Here is a 14,164-nt window from a genome sequence, read left to right on the forward strand (position 1 = left end):
CTGCTCCCGGAACCCGGCGTTTCCCACCGCGGGAACCGCCCCGATCCGGTGCCCGCGCCGTCCCGGCGCCAGGCCCGCACGCGACGGCCCTGCGCCGACTGCCCGGCGCCGCCCGGTCCTGCGCCGCCCGGCTCGGGTTTCCCCGGTCCGTGCGCCGCCCGGTCCGGCGCCGACCGCTCCCGCGCCGTTCGGTCCGTGCGCCGGCCGATCGCGGGTCCGGCCCGCCAGGCGGGCGGTGTTCGGCACCAGTTCTACCGCGTTCCCGGTCGCGGGACGGCGAGGTGGTGCGGGTCAGCTCACAACGCCGACCGATTGAAGGCGCGGGGGACGCCTGCGACCCTGGATTTAGCACGTGCCAAACGGGATGCCTGCGGGCTCCGGGCGCGTGCGTTCTCCGGCGAGCGCCGATGCCGCCACCCCGTTCCCACGTCTGAAAGGTCCGCGCGTCATGGCCTTGGCCCTGTTCGCTCTCGCTCTCGGAGCGTTCGCCATCGGCACCACCGAGTTCGTCATCATGGGCCTGCTGCCCGAGGTGGCGGTCGGTCTCGACGTCTCGATCCCCGCCGCGGGCAGCCTGATCTCGGCCTACGCGGTCGGTGTGGTGCTCGGCGCTCCGCTGCTGACCGCGCTGAGCACGCGGCTGCCGCGCAAGTCGGCCCTGCTGCTGTTCCTGGGCGTGTTCATCGCCGGGAACCTCGTGACCGCGCTCGCCCCGTCCTACCCGACCGTGTTCCTCGCCCGGCTGCTCGCCGGTCTCCCGCACGGCGCGTTCCTCGGGGTCGGCACGCTCGTCGCCGCGAACCTGGTCGGCCCGGCCGGGAAGGCCACCGCGGTCTCCCGGGTGCTGCTGGGGCTGACCGTCGCCAACATCGTCGGCGTCCCGGGCGGCACCTTCCTCGGCCAGGTCTTCGGCTGGCGGGCGGCCTTCCTGGTGGTCGCGGCCATCGGTGCGGTCGCGGTGCTCGGCGTGCTCGCCTACGTCCCCCGGATGCCCGCCCCGGAGGGGGTCGGCCTGCGCCGGGAGATCGCGGCCCTCGGCCGCCGCCAGGTGGTGCTCGGCCTGACCACCGGCGTGTTCGGCTTCGCGGGCGTGTTCGCCGTCTACAGCTACATCTCGCCGATGATGACCGAGCTGGCCGGGATGCCGGCGGGCGCCGTGCCCGTGGTGCTGGCGCTGTTCGGCGTCGGGATGACCGCCGGGTCGCTGGTCGTGGGACCGCTGGCCGATCGCGCGCTGCGCCCGACGATCTACGCCTCGCTGGCGCTGCTGGCCGTCGTGCTCGTGCTGTTCACCTTCGCGGTGCACAACCCGTGGACGGCGGCGATCGGGGTGGTGCTGCTCGGCGGGGCGGGCTTCGGCGTCACCGCGCCGCTCCAGGTGCTGGTGATGAACGAGGCCCGCGACGCCCCGACGATGGCGGCGGCGTCGAACCACTCCGCCTTCAACCTCGCCAACGCCGGGGGCGCGTGGCTCGGCGGCGTGGGCATCAGCGCCGGGCTCGGCCTGATCTCCCCGGCCCTGATCGGCGCCGTGCTCACCGTCGTGGGCCTGGCCCTCGCGCTCACCGCCGGACGCAGCGCCCGGCGCCCCGGCACCACCGCCACCCCGGACCGAGAACCGGTCGAAGCCACGCGCTGACCTCCCACCGGACACGACCACCCACCGACAGGCCACCCACCGGCGCGCCACCTCGTATGGCCACCCCACCCGCTCGATCAGGTGGTCTCGATCCAGGTGAGGGGCACCCTTGTCCCAGTAACTTGGGCAAGGGTGCCCCTCACTCACTCCCCTTCCGGGTGAAACGCGGCACCCGCGCCCAGCCATCGCGTTCGGTGGGCGCGATCGTTCGCGGGTGACCGGAGGGCGCCGAGCGCCGGGGCGGTCCCGGCGGAGTCCGGTGTGGACGGACGGGGCGGTGTTTCGGTCGCCTCGTCGAACCCCGTCCGGTCGATCCGGGGCGCCCTGCCGGGCCGACCCGGCCGGGCTGTCCTCGGCCGGGCCGATCCCGGGCCGCCGACCTCGGGCGGCTGGTCCGTCCGGGCGTCGACCCGGGTGGTCGGCCCGTTCGGGCGATCCGGGGTGTCCCGGTGCGGAGGTGTGCGCGCGTCCGGCTCGGGTGGGGGCCGCACGTAGACTGCGCCGGTGCGACGCGTGACCGGTAAGCAGGTGGTCGAGGTGGGGGCCGCCGAGTTCGACGCGATGGTGGAGCGCCACGACGGCGTGGTCCTGGACGTCGGCACCGGCGACGGCAAGCACGCGTTCCACCTCGCCCGCGAGCGGCCCGGCGAGCTCGTGGTGGCGCTGGACGCCGCGAAGGACAACATGCGCAAGGTCGCGACCAAGGCGGCGGCGAACCCGAAGAAGGGCGGGCTGCCGAACCTGCTGTGCGTGTGGGCCGCGGCGGAGCGGTTGCCCGCCGAGCTGCGCGGCGTGACGGAGCTGCACGTGCTGATGCCGTGGGGCAGCCTGCTGCGCGGGGTGCTCGGTTCCGATCCGGCGATGCTGTCCGGCCTGGCCGGGGTGTGCGTGCCGGGCGCGAAGCTGCTCATCACGCTGAACCTGCACGCGTGGCGACCGCCGGTGCCGGAGGTGGGGGAGCACCCGGAGCCGACGCCGGAGTCGGCGCTGGTGGACCTCGCGCCGCGCTTCGCCGCCGCGGGGTGGCGGCTCGACGACGCCCGCTACCTCGACGCCGAGGCGGTCGCGGCGCTGTCGACCTCGTGGACCCGGCGGCTGAACTCCTCGCGCGAGCGGTTCGACGTGCTGGAGCTGACGGGGGTCATCCCTTCTTGAGGGCGAGCACCGCGTCGTAGGCCAGGCGCCGGGTCCAGCCGGGTTGCGCGGCCAGCGCGGCGGCCAGCGTCTTGGGGGAGACGTCCTGGTCCAGCAGCGATTCCAGCAGGGCGGGCCACCGCGCGTCGGGGTGCTCGGCGGTGCTGGTCGCGGTCGCCACCGGTTCGAGGCAGCAGACCAGCGCGCCGCCGCCCGGCTCGGCGTCCTCGACCGGAGCGCGCCGGGGGCGTTCGGCGCGGCCCGGCGCGGTCGGGGCGAGCACGGCGGTGCGGGTGCCGAGCAGCCGGCGCGCCTGGTTGAGCAGCTTGGGCAGTTCGGCCGCCGTGGTGCGCAGCACGATCCGCGCGGCGTGGTGGGTGCGCAGCAGGTCGGGCAGGGTCCGGCGGTCGACGGCTCCGGCGAGCACGACCGGTGCCGGGGTCGGTGCGGCGGCGGCGACGGCGAGCTCGGTGGGCACGCCGAGCAGTTCGACGTGCTCGGGCGCGTCGGCGGGCAGCGGGGTGGTCGGGTCGACGCCGGTGACCACGAGCGTGCGGCCGGGCGCGGGCGCGCGGTGTTCGGGGGCGTGGTCGCGGACGGCCTGCTCGGCGATCGGGTCGGCGCTGATCACCTCGTCGGCGGCGGCGAGTTCGGCGGTCAGCCGGGGGTCGGCGCCGGGTCCGGCGTGGTAGCGGATCAGCGCCGGTGCGGCGTCGGGGTCCCGGCGCACCGCCACGTCGATCTCGGCCGCCGGGTCGGCCAGCAGCTCGACCAGGTCGCGGGGCAGCGCCGAGGCGGCGAGCCCGGCGTCGGTGGCGAAGGTGGTGGGCAGCCGTTCGGCGCTGCGCCGGACGATCGCGGTGCCGCCGGGGCGCCAGCCGGAGTGGGCGAGCGCGCGGAACTCGGTGCTCAGCGCGCCGCAGCGGATCTCGATGCGCACCGGTCCGGCGACCGGGTGGGCGGGCGCGGCGGTGGTGCCGACCCCGAGGACGCAGGTGGCGCGCGCGGTGATCTCGGCGTCGGTGGTGAACTCCAGGGTCTTGCCGTGGGTGGCCCGGACGTCGTGGTGGCCCCGGGCGCGCAGCCGCAGCAGTTCGGCGGGCATGGTCAGGAGCGCACCAGCCGGGCGATGGCCTGGTTGGCCTCGCGGAGCTTCTCGTCGGCGACCTCGCCGCCCTCGGCCAGCGCCTCGGCCACGCAGTGCTCCAGGTGGTCTTCGAGCAGGCCGAGCGACACCGCCTGCAACGCCTTGGTGACCGCGCCGACCTGGGTGAGCACGTCGATGCAGTACTCGTCCTCGTCGATCATCCGCTGCAGGCCGCGGATCTGGCCCTCGACGCGGCGCAGCCGCTTGAGGTAGGCGTCCTTGTCCTCCGCGTATCCCCGCATCAGCCCTCCGATCGGTTCCGGCGGTCCACGATACCGGCGCGCCCGCCGCTGCCCGGCCAGGCGCCTCCCGGGCCTCGCCACGACGAGCCCCGCGAGCGCCCCGGCAGCCAGCACCTGAGTGAGGGGCACCTTCATCCGACTGTGCCGGATGAAGGTGCCCCTCACCTGGAACGGGTTACCCGACGGGGGTATCAGGTGTCGGTGTTGCCCGGGAGGGGGCGGAAGCTCCGCAGCCGGAGGCTGTTGGAGACCACGAACACCGAGCTGAACGCCATCGCGGCCCCGGCGATCATCGGGTTGAGCAGCCCGGCCGCCGCCAGCGGCAGCGCCGCGACGTTGTAGGCGAACGCCCAGAACAGGTTGCCCTTGATGGTGCCGAGGGTGCGCCGGGACAGCCGGATCGCGTCCGCGGCGGCGCGCAGGTCGCCGCGCACCAGCGTCAGGTCCCCGGCCTCGATGGCCACGTCGGTGCCGGTGCCCATCGCCAGCCCCAGGTCGGCCTGGGCGAGGGCCGCGGCGTCGTTCACGCCGTCGCCGACCATCGCCACCGCGCGGCCGTCGCGCTGCAACCGGGCCACCGCCTCGACCTTGTCCTGCGGCAGCACCTCGGCGATGACCTCCTCGATGCCCACCTCGGCGGCCACCGAGCGCGCCACCGCCTCGTTGTCGCCGGTGAGCAGCACCGGGCGCAGGCCGAGGTCGCGGAACTGCCGGATCGCCCGCGCCGAGGTCGGCTTGACCACGTCGGAGACCACCAGCACCCCGCGCGGCACGTCGTCCCAGGTCACCACGACGGCGGTGGAGCCGGCGCGTTCGGCGGCCGACTTGACCTCGGCCAGCGCGGCGGGCAGCTCCCGGGCCGCGCCCGGAGCGGTGCGGCCGACGACCACCGCGCGGTCCTCGACGGTGCCGCGCACGCCCAGGCCCTCGTCGTTGCCGAACCCGGTGACGGCGGGCAGCGCCCCGACCTGGTCCCGCCCGCCGGTGGCGATGGCGCGGGCGATCGGGTGCTCGGAGGCGTCTTCCACGGCGGCGGCGAGCCGCAGCACCTCGTCGGCGTCCTCGCCGTCGGCGGCGTGCACCTCGGTCAGGGTCATCCGCCCGGTGGTGACGGTGCCGGTCTTGTCCAGCACCACGGTGTCCACCCGGCGGGTCGACTCCAGCACCTCCGGGCCCTTGATCAGGATGCCGAGCTGCGCGCCGCGACCGGTGCCGACCAGCAGCGCGGTCGGCGTGGCCAGCCCGAGCGCGCACGGGCAGGCGATGATCAGCACCGCCACCGCCGCGGTGAACGCCGCCGTGGCCGTGCCCCCGGTGAACAGCCAGAACGCGAGCGTGCCCAGGGCGAGCACGATGACGATCGGCACGAACACCGCGGAGATCCGGTCGGCGAGGCGCTGCACCGCGGCCTTGCCGTTCTGCGCCTCCTCGACGAGGGCGGCCATCCGGGAGAGCTGGGTGTCGGCGCCGACGCGGGTCGCCCGCACCACCAGCCGCCCGCCGGAGTTGACGGTGGCGCCCACCACGGTGTCGTCCGGGCCGACCTCCACCGGCACCGATTCGCCGGTGATCATGCTGGCGTCGACCGCCGAGCTGCCGTCCTCGACCACGCCGTCGGTGGCGATCTTCTCGCCCGGGCGGACCACGAAGCGGTCCCCGACGGCGAGCCGCTCCACCGGGATGCGCTCCTCCCGGACCTCGCCGTCGGCCCCGGTGCGCAGCACCGCGACGTCCTTCGCGCCGAGTTCCAGCAGCGCCCGCAGCGCCGCCCCGGCGCGCCGCTTGGACCGGGCCTCGAAGTAGCGGCCGGCCAGGATGAAGGTGATGACGCCCGCCGCGACCTCCAGGTAGATCGCGCTGGTGCCGGACATCGCGTCGGCGCCGAACTCGAACCCGTGGGTCATGCCCGGGTGCCCGGCGGTGCCGAAGAACAGCGCGTAGAGCGACCAGGCGAAGGCGGCCAGGGTGCCCATCGAGATGAGCGTGTCCATCGTCGCCGCGCCGTGGCGCAGGTTGGTCCAGGCGGCGCGGTGGAACGGCAGCCCGGCCCACACGACGACCGGCGCGGCCAGCGTCAGCGACAGCCACTGCCAGTAGGTGAACTGCAGCACCGGGATCATCGCCAGCAGGATCACCGGGATCGACAGCGCCGCGCTGACCAGCAGCCGGGTGCGCAGCCCGGTCTCGTCGCGGTCCTCGGCGGCGGGTTGCTGCTCCGGTTCCTCCGGTTGCGGGAGGGCGGCGCCGTAGCCGGTCTTCTCCACCACGGCGACCAGGTCCTCGGGCGCGACGGACCCGGGGTAGCTGACCTTGGCCTTCTCGGTGGCGTAGTTGACGCTGGCCTCCACGCCGTCGAGCTTGTTGAGCTTGCGCTCGATGCGGGCGGCGCAGGAGGCGCAGGTCATGCCGGTGATGGCCAGCTCGATCCGCTGGTCGGTGCGCTCGGTGACCGCGCTCATCGGTTCTCCTCCAGGTCGGGTGGTGCGGTCGGCGGTGCGGGCCGCCGACCCGGTCGCGCCCGTCACGATCGTCCCACCAGTTCGTATCCGGCCTCGGCGACGGCCTCCCGCACGGCGTCCTCGTCCGGGGTGGTCTCGCTGGTCACGGTGACGGCCCCCGAGGGCAGGTCGACCGCGACGCCGGTGACGCCGGGGACCTCGCCGACCTCGGAGCGCACCGCCGACGCGCAGTGGTCGCAGGTCATGCCGGTGACGGTGTAGGTGATCTCCACGGTTGGCTCCTTCGTCGGTGTGCTACTGCGTTCATACCATACCCCCCTAGGGTATGAAGTCAACCCGCCGCGCCGGACGACCGCCGCCCCCGATGTTGGGCCGTTCGAGCGAATTCCGCCGGACCGGGGCCCGCGGCGGCCCGGCTCCGGCAAGCTGCGTGACCAGCGGGGCGGACCGCCCCGGGACCAGGAGGAGCACCGTGGCCGTCCAGCACGCCGGCAGCGGGCCGGTGCAGGCGCCGGCGGAGGAACACGACACCACCCGCCACCTGTCGGCCGCCGTGCACGTCGACGAGGTCTTCGCCGACGCGCTCATCGAGGAGTGCCTCGCCGAACCCACCCGGGCCATCCCGCCGTCGCCGGGCATCGACCCGGTCGCGGTGCTCGCCGAAGCGCTCGCCGGACGCCGCACCCGCGTGCTCCGGGACTCGGTGCTGCTCGGCCTGTTCGGCTTGGCGCTGCTGACCAACTTCCCCCTGGTCCTCGGCTGGGCCGTCGTGGGCGGCTTCGGGTACGGCACGTACCGGGCGTTGCGGCGCCTGGGCGGCCGGGACCGCCTCCGGCCCGGCGCGACGGTGCTGGTGGGCGTCCTCAGCGGTCAGCTGGTGCTGGCGGTGCTGGTGTTGTCGCTGCTGATCACGACGCTGGCCTACCTCGACGGCGCGGCCTTCGGCGCGGCGGTGGTGGGCACCCTGGCGGCGCTGGCGGTCGCGGCGATGCTGGGCGTCGACCGGTTCCAGGTGCGCGCGCTGCTGCGCGACCGGTTCGCCCCGGAGAAGTACCCCGCCCAGGGACCGGCGATCCCGTGGCCCCCGGCGCCGGACGCCTGGTACGCGCCCCGGCTCGGCCTCATCGCCGCCACCGCGAACCGCTCCAACGTGCTGGTCCACGACGGCTTCGACCCGTTCGTCGGGTCCGGTGAGCTGGCCCACGCCTGGTCCATCGCGATCCAGCTCCGGCCGGCCGGTTCGGCGACGCCGACCCCGCTCACGGCGGGCGCGATCCTGGAGAAGGTGCGCACCGAGATCGCCGACCTGGCGCATCCGGGCACGCTCGCCCCGGGCGGCCGGTTCAGCGGCCTGCAGCATTCGGAGGAATACCTCACCTCGGCGACCTCGCTGCTGCGGCACGGCCGCGAACCGGCCGGGACCGTGGTGCTGCCGGACCCGGAGCAGCCGCCGCGCGCGTGGGTCGACCCCGACCAGCCGCCGGTCGGCGCGGCCTCCGAGTGGCTCCGGCCGTACCAGGTCTTCCGGGTGGCGTCCTGGCAGCAGGACCTGGTGGTCTCCAGCTACCTGCACGTGGCCTGCGACGACCGGACGCTCTACCTGGAGTGGAACGCCTGCGCGCTGAACCCGATCAAGGAGGAGTACCGCTACGAGCGGATGTGGCTGCGCGGCGGCGGGTTCGCGCTGCTGAGCGGTCTCGCCGACGCGGTCGCCTTCCCGGTGACCGTGCCCCGGCGGGCGCGCACCCTGTTCCGGGCGGCGCGGGACGCGGCGGGGTGGCGGCGCCGCACGCCGGACGACCCGTCCCGCTACGGCGCCCGGTTCAGCGTCCGCGAGCTCGCCGCCGACGAGCACCGGCACACCTACCTCCAGGAGGTCGACGGCCTCCGCTACACCAAGTTGATGGAGCGCCGCACGCTGGCCGCGGTGGACCACGTCCTCGCCGAGCACGGGCTGGAGACCGAGGAGTTCGCGAACCAGGCGACCACGGTGGTGCAGTCGACGGTGATCAACGGCGGTCAGTTCTCCGGCACCACCGTCGTCGGCCAGGACAACACCACCCGCGTCGACAAGGGCAAGGAACAGCGCAGGGAGCAGCGTTGACTTCCTCCCCACGCCTAGAGGTGGGGGATTCCAACCCTCACAGGTTGGGTTTCCTGCTTCCCGGCCGGTTGCGTCGCCGAGTTTCCTCGGTTCGGTCTCACACCGGCTCCACAGGCCGACACCGCCAGCCCGGCGGCCAGAATGTTGCGGGCTGCGTTGACGTCCCGGTCATGCCGGGCGTGGCAGCCGCCGCAGGTCCATTCACGAATGTTCAGCGGCATCGACTTGGCGAGCCTGCCGCAGGACGAGCACGTTTTGCTGGACGGGAACCACTGGTCGACCGCGATCACGTCACGGCCGTACCAGGCGGCCTTGTACTCCAGCATCGTGCGGAACTCCGACCACGAGGCGTCGGAGATGGCGCGTGCGAGCTTGCCGTTGGACAGCATGCCGCGCACGTTGAGGTCTTCGATCACGACCGTTTGGTTCTCGCGGACGAGTCGAGTGGTGACCTTGTGCAGATGATCCCGCCTGCGGTCGGTGATGCGTGCGTGCACGCGGGCGACCTTGCGGCGGGCCTTGTCCCGGTTGTTCGAGCCCTTCTGCTTGCGGGCGAGTTCCCGCTGGGCTTTCGCCAGACGCTTGCGGTCCCGCTTCTCGTGCTGGGGGTTGGCGATCTTCTCGCCGGTCGACAGGGTGGCCAGCGAGTTGATGCCCGCGTCCACGCCCACGGCCGTGCCGGCCGGGACGTGCTGCTCCACGCTGGTTTCGACGAGGATGGACACGAACCACCGGTCGGCCGCGTCGCGGGACACGGTGACCGTGGACGGCTCCGCGTCCTCCGGAAGGGGGCGCGACCACACGATGTTGAGGGGTTCGGGCATCTTGGCCAGCGTCAACGTGCCGTTGCGCCACTTGAACGCGGACTTGGTGTACTCCGCCGACGCCCGGGACTTCTTGCGGGACTTGAAACGCGGGTACTTGGCGCGCTTGTCGAAGAACGACGTGAACGCGCCCTGAAGGTGCCGCAACGTCTGCTGCAACGGCACCGACGACACCTCACCAAGGAACGCCAGGCCGTCGGACTTCTTCCACGCGGTGAGCATCGCGGATGTTTCGTTGTAGTTCACGCGGCGTTGCCCGGTGAACCACGCACGTGTCCGTGCTTCCAACGCGAGGTTGTAGACCTTGCGGACACAGCCGAACGTGCGCAGCAGCTCGCTGCGCTGCGCATCGGTCGGATAGAAGCGGTACTTGTACGCCCGCTTCACCTGCGCCCCGCCCATGTCTCACAATCTATCACGCTGGTTTGTGAAGGATGCGTGGTGGTGGTGACCGCTGGGCACTTGACCAGGCATTTAATGTGCTTCCTCCCCACGGCTAAAGCCGGGGGTCTCCGCACTACGGAGGAAAGATGAGCGACGGGACCGAACCGACCCCGGCCACCCCGGGCCAGTCCGCCTCGGTCAGCGGCGGCACCTTCCACGGCGTCACCGTGGTCGGCCAGGGCAACCAGGTGCACGCCGCGGTGGGCGGCGACGGCGCGCCGGACCGCGAGGAGCTCCGGCGGCTGGTGGCCGAGCTGGCCGAACGCCTCGGCGACCCGGAGCCGGTCGACGCCGAGCGCGCCGTGGCCCGGGACCGCGCCGAGCAGCTCGTCGAGGAGCTCGACGGCGACGCCGAACCCCAGCAGATCGGCAAGCTGTGGAACCGGTTGTCGCTGGCGTTGCAGGCGGTGCGGGTGAGCATCGACGTGGCCCGGATCGGCGACCTCGTCGCGAGCGTCACCGGCGGCTGACCGTCACCCGGGCGTCGCGACCGGACCGGTCGGCTCGGGAGCCCGGGCGAACCGCTCGATCGCCTCGGCCGCGGCCGGTGGTCCGCCGGTGGCCCGCACGACGTCGCGCATCGCCGCGGTGCGGGCCCCGATGGCCGGGTCGGCCGCGACCTCGTCGACGGTGTCGCGCAGCACCGCGGCGTCGAGCCCGGTGGCGGGAAGTTCCACGCCGAGGCCGAGTTCGACGACGCGGCGGGCGTTGGCCGCCTGCTCCGGCATCTGCGGCACGGCGACCAGCGGCACCCCGAAGTGCAGCGATTCCATCGTGGAGCCCATCCCGGTGTGGGACAGGAACACCGTCGCCCGCCGCAGCACCGCGGGCTGCGGGAAGTACGGGCGGATTTCCACGTTGTCCGGGACCGGGCCGAGGTCCTCGGCGGTCACGTGCTCGCCGATGGCCATCGCCACCTGCCACCGGGTGTTGCCGAAGGCCTCCAGGCACAGCCGGAAGAAGTCCGGGCGCGCGTTGAACGCGGTGCCCAGGGAGATGAACAGCACCGGGCCGTCCCCGGCGGGCCACCAGCTCGTGTCCTCGCCGCGCGCGCCCAGCGACGGCCCGACGAACCGGAACCGCTCGTCGAAGGTCGCACCCTCGTACTGGAACTCGCGCGGCAGGAACACCACGTTGTGCTCCGCGGGGCGGCCCAGGTCCGGGGCGGACACGCCGCACTCGGCGGCCAGCCCGGCCAGTTGCGCCTGCAACGCGCCGAGCAGCCCGAGCGCCGGGTGGTCCGCGCCGCCGGGCGAGATCCGCTCCAGCAGCTTGAACTCCTCGTTGCTGGCGTGCGACGGGTGCAGCGCGATCGAGCGCGTCCCGGTCCGCTCGGCGGCCATCCGCCCGGCCTCGGTCATGGTGTCGTAGCACAGCGCCTCGGCCGGATCGCGCCGCAGCAGCGCCTCCAGGGTGCCGAAGTCCTCCCGGGCGCCGGCGATCATGGTGTCCAGCGCCTCGCGGAACAGCGCCGGGTCCGGTGCCGAACCGGTGGTGGGCGGCGGTCCGGGCAGGTGGGTGGCCAGCGGCAGCAGGGTGGCGCCCGCGGCCTCCACGGCCCCGCGCCACTGCTCGCCGGTGCCGTAGGTGACGCGGTGGCCGGCGCGGACCAGTTCCGCGACGACCGGCAGCGTCGGGTTCACGTGCCCGGTCGCGGGCACGCTGGCGAAGACGAAGTGCACCGTTCTCCTCCCAGGGGAATCACAGCGGACGGCGGAAGCCCTTGACGGCCAAGGCGATGGCGAGCGCGCACAGCGCACCGCTGGTGATCACCGCCGAGAGCACCCCGGTGCCCAGCGGCAGCGCCAGCGAGAGGTTCCGGGAGGCGTCCACGGCGTAGGTCAGCGGGTTGACCGTGGCGACCGCCCCGAGCCAGGCGGGCAGCGAGTCGATCGGCACGAAGGCGCTGGAGGCGAACATCAGCGGGAACATGGCCAGGAAGCCGATGCTCTGCATCACCTCCTCCTTGCGCACCCACACCGCGATGGCGAGGAAGACCCAGCTCAGCGCCCAGCTCACGAACACCGACAGCAGCAGCGCGCCGAGCGCGCCGGTGATGCCGCCCGCCGGGGAGAAGCCGAACAGCACCGCGCCGACCAGCAGCAGGAAGGCCAGCTGCACCGCGGTGCGCACCAGGTCGGAGAGGCTGCGCGCGAGCAGGATCGAGCTGGGCCGGATCGGCATCGTCCGCAGCCGCCGCAGCACGCCGTTCTTCAGGTCGGTGATCAGCCCGACGCCGGATTGCAGCGCCGCGCCGATCCCGGTGGTGACCAGGATCGCGGGCATCAGGTAGTTGATGTAGCTGCCGCTGTCGGTGGCGACGCTGCCCATCATCGCCTTGCCGAAGACCTGGCTGAACAGCGCGAGCATGATCAGCGGTTGCAGCAGGCTGAAGATGAGCACGCGCGGGTCCTTGACCAGCGCCCGCAGCGAACGCCCGGTGAGGACGAGCACCTGGGTGCCGAATCCGGCGCCGCGCCAGCTCCTCGGGTGGCTCGTCCGGGCAGGCGGGGTCGCGGTGGTGGTCATGGCCGTCCTCTCCGTCAGGCCGTGGTCGGCGCGGGGTGGGCGAGGCTGAGGTAGACGTCGTCCAGCGTCGGTTCGCCGAGGCCGAGGTCGCCGACCTCGACGCCCGCTTCGTCGAGCGCCCGCACCACGCCCGCCAGCTCCCGCGAGGCGCCGACCGGGATGGTGAAGGCGCCGCGCTCGGCGTCGTGGGCGGGGTGGAACCCGGCGCCGGACAACGCCCGCGACGCCCGGTCGGCGTCGGCCGGTTCGGCCAGCCGCGCGGTCACCGTCCGCTGCCCGACCTGCGCCTTGAGCTCCGCCGACGTGCCGGAGGCGACCACCCGGCCCGCCGAGAGCACGGTGATCGAGTCGGCCAGCCGGTCGGCCTCGTCGAGGTACTGGGTGGTCAGCAGCACGGTGGTGCCGTCGACGACCAGCGACTCCACGATCGACCACAACCCCATCCGGCTCACCGGGTCCAGCCCGGTGGTGGGCTCGTCCAGGAAGATCACGTCCGGGTGGCCGACCATGCCCGCCGCCAGGTCCAGCCGCCGCCGCATCCCGCCGGAGTAGGTGCGGGCCTGCCGCCCGGCCGCCTCGCTGAGGTCGAACAGCGACAGCAGCTCGTCGGCGCGCTCCCGCGCCTCGCGCTTGCCCGCGCCGAGCAGCCGGGCGATGAGCACCAGGTTCTCGATCCCGGAGAGCTGCTCGTCGACCGAGGCGAACTGGCCGGTCAGGCCGATCCGGGAGCTGACCTCGCGGCTGCGGCGCACCACGTCGAACCCGGCGATCCGCGCCGTGCCGCCGGTCGGCGGGCGCAGCGTGCTCAGGATGTCGATCAGGGTGGTCTTGCCCGCGCCGTTGTGCCCGAGCAGCCCGAGCACGGTGCCCGCCGGGACCTCCAGGCTCACCTCGTCGAGCGCGAGCACCTCGCCGAAGCGCATGCTCACGCCCTCGACCTCGATGATCGGGTCAGCCATCGTCGTCCTCCTCGTGCCGGGCCAGCGCCCCGCGCAGCAGCACGTCGATGCGGCGGCGCACGGCGTTCCGGCGGTCCTGGTCCTGGTCGAGGTGCAGGCCCATGAGCTGCCCGAGCAGCATCGCGGCGAGCTCCTCCGGCTCGATCCGCAGCGCGGCGGCCTCGGTGCCGGTGGCCTCGGCCAGCGCCGCGCGCATCTCGCGGAAGTAGGCGGTCCGGGCGCTGCCCGGATCGTCGTCGGGGTCCAGCTCCCGCAGGTCCTGGCCGGTGGTGACCAGGGCGTGCATGAGCTGCCCGGCGCGTTCGAAGTGCGCCAGGAACAGCTCGGCGGCGTCGGTGAGCCGGTCGGCGAGCGCCGCGTCGGCGGGCAGCGCGCGGATCTCGGCGGTCACCGCGCCGGTGTCGAGCAGGGCGCCGACGCAGGCGCGCAGGATGGCTTCCTTGTCGGGGAAGACGCGGAACAAGGTGCCCTCGGCCACGTCGGCGGCGAGCGCGATTTGGCGGGTGGTGACCGTGGCGCCGTGCTCGGCGAGCAGCGGCAGCGCGGCGTCCACGATCGCCGCGCGGCGCTTGTCGGCGCTCATCGCGGGGGAGCGCCGCCGACGTGCTTCGGTCACGCTCGCCAAGATATGAGTGAGTGCTCGCTCAGGTCAATGAGCGAGCACTCACTCATTCGGGGGCGCC

The 14,164-nt window shown here is 73.7% G+C and carries 13 protein-coding genes; 4 read left to right on the plus strand and 9 right to left on the minus strand.

The window, feature by feature from the left end; translation table 11 throughout:
• Nucleotides 1-448: 448 nt before the first annotated feature.
• Both ABD976_RS05620 and kamB read left to right on the plus strand, forming a co-directional pair.
• Nucleotides 449-1,639: an MFS transporter gene (locus ABD976_RS05620; RefSeq protein WP_345358155.1), complete on the plus strand. Its 1,191-nt coding sequence runs from the start codon at nt 449-451 to the stop codon at nt 1,637-1,639.
• A 504-nt stretch (nt 1,640-2,143) separates the two neighbouring features.
• Entirely contained in the window at nt 2,144-2,794 is a 651-nt protein-coding gene (kamB, locus tag ABD976_RS05625; protein ID WP_345358157.1) for a 16S rRNA (adenine(1408)-N(1))-methyltransferase KamB, read from the plus strand.
• Here the strand turns inward: kamB and ABD976_RS05630 are convergent.
• The 4 genes from ABD976_RS05630 to ABD976_RS05645 all read right to left on the minus strand — a co-directional run bounded on the left by ABD976_RS05630 (nt 2,781) and on the right by ABD976_RS05645 (nt 6,893).
• The gene (locus ABD976_RS05630; protein ID WP_345358159.1) at nt 2,781-3,878 is read right to left on the minus strand and encodes a DUF371 domain-containing protein; all 1,098 of its coding nucleotides are present in this window, start codon (nt 3,876-3,878) and stop codon (nt 2,781-2,783) included. The genes kamB and ABD976_RS05630 overlap by 14 nt on opposite strands.
• Nucleotides 3,879-3,880: 2 nt before the next feature.
• Nucleotides 3,881-4,162: a metal-sensitive transcriptional regulator gene (locus ABD976_RS05635; RefSeq protein WP_345358162.1), complete on the minus strand. Its 282-nt coding sequence runs from the start codon at nt 4,160-4,162 to the stop codon at nt 3,881-3,883.
• A 191-nt stretch (nt 4,163-4,353) separates the two neighbouring features.
• Entirely contained in the window at nt 4,354-6,621 is a 2,268-nt protein-coding gene (locus tag ABD976_RS05640; RefSeq protein ID WP_345358165.1) for a heavy metal translocating P-type ATPase, read from the minus strand.
• Nucleotides 6,622-6,683: 62 nt separating this feature from the next.
• Nucleotides 6,684-6,893: a heavy-metal-associated domain-containing protein gene (locus tag ABD976_RS05645; protein WP_345358168.1), complete on the minus strand. Its 210-nt coding sequence runs from the start codon at nt 6,891-6,893 to the stop codon at nt 6,684-6,686.
• A 200-nt stretch (nt 6,894-7,093) separates the two neighbouring features.
• Here ABD976_RS05645 and ABD976_RS05650 point away from each other — a divergent pair, with 200 nt between their 5' ends.
• Entirely contained in the window at nt 7,094-8,725 is a 1,632-nt protein-coding gene (locus ABD976_RS05650) for a hypothetical protein (RefSeq protein ID WP_345358171.1), read from the plus strand.
• A gap of 14 nt (nt 8,726-8,739) precedes the next feature.
• Here the strand turns inward: ABD976_RS05650 and ABD976_RS05655 are convergent, their stop codons facing one another.
• Nucleotides 8,740-9,951: an RNA-guided endonuclease InsQ/TnpB family protein gene (locus tag ABD976_RS05655; RefSeq protein WP_345358174.1), complete on the minus strand. Its 1,212-nt coding sequence runs from the start codon at nt 9,949-9,951 to the stop codon at nt 8,740-8,742.
• 128 nt (nt 9,952-10,079) lie between these two features.
• Between ABD976_RS05655 and ABD976_RS05660 the strand changes: the two genes are divergently transcribed.
• Nucleotides 10,080-10,463: a hypothetical protein gene (locus ABD976_RS05660; protein ID WP_345358177.1), complete on the plus strand. Its 384-nt coding sequence runs from the start codon at nt 10,080-10,082 to the stop codon at nt 10,461-10,463.
• 3 nt (nt 10,464-10,466) lie between these two features.
• Here ABD976_RS05660 and ABD976_RS05665 read toward each other — a convergent pair whose 3' ends face one another.
• From ABD976_RS05665 to ABD976_RS05680, 4 genes are read right to left on the minus strand one after another with little or no spacing between them, the layout of a single operon-like run.
• Nucleotides 10,467-11,675: a macrolide family glycosyltransferase gene (locus ABD976_RS05665; protein ID WP_345358180.1), complete on the minus strand. Its 1,209-nt coding sequence runs from the start codon at nt 11,673-11,675 to the stop codon at nt 10,467-10,469.
• Nucleotides 11,676-11,694: 19 nt separating this feature from the next.
• Complete coding sequence (locus ABD976_RS05670; RefSeq protein ID WP_345358183.1) at nt 11,695-12,522, minus strand: ABC transporter permease; 828 nt, start codon at nt 12,520-12,522, stop codon at nt 11,695-11,697.
• 14 nt (nt 12,523-12,536) lie between these two features.
• Nucleotides 12,537-13,481: an ATP-binding cassette domain-containing protein gene (locus ABD976_RS05675; RefSeq protein ID WP_345358186.1), complete on the minus strand. Its 945-nt coding sequence runs from the start codon at nt 13,479-13,481 to the stop codon at nt 12,537-12,539.
• On the minus strand, nt 13,474-14,097 hold the full coding sequence (locus tag ABD976_RS05680; RefSeq protein WP_345358189.1) for a TetR/AcrR family transcriptional regulator: 624 nt from the start codon (nt 14,095-14,097) through the stop codon (nt 13,474-13,476). The genes ABD976_RS05675 and ABD976_RS05680 overlap by 8 nt, the downstream gene beginning before the upstream one ends.
• Nucleotides 14,098-14,164 lie beyond the last annotated feature (67 nt).

Origin of the sequence: Saccharopolyspora cebuensis (assembly GCF_039542665.1) — a bacterium.
In the GTDB taxonomy this organism is placed as follows: Bacteria; Actinomycetota; Actinomycetes; order Mycobacteriales; family Pseudonocardiaceae; genus Saccharopolyspora; species Saccharopolyspora cebuensis.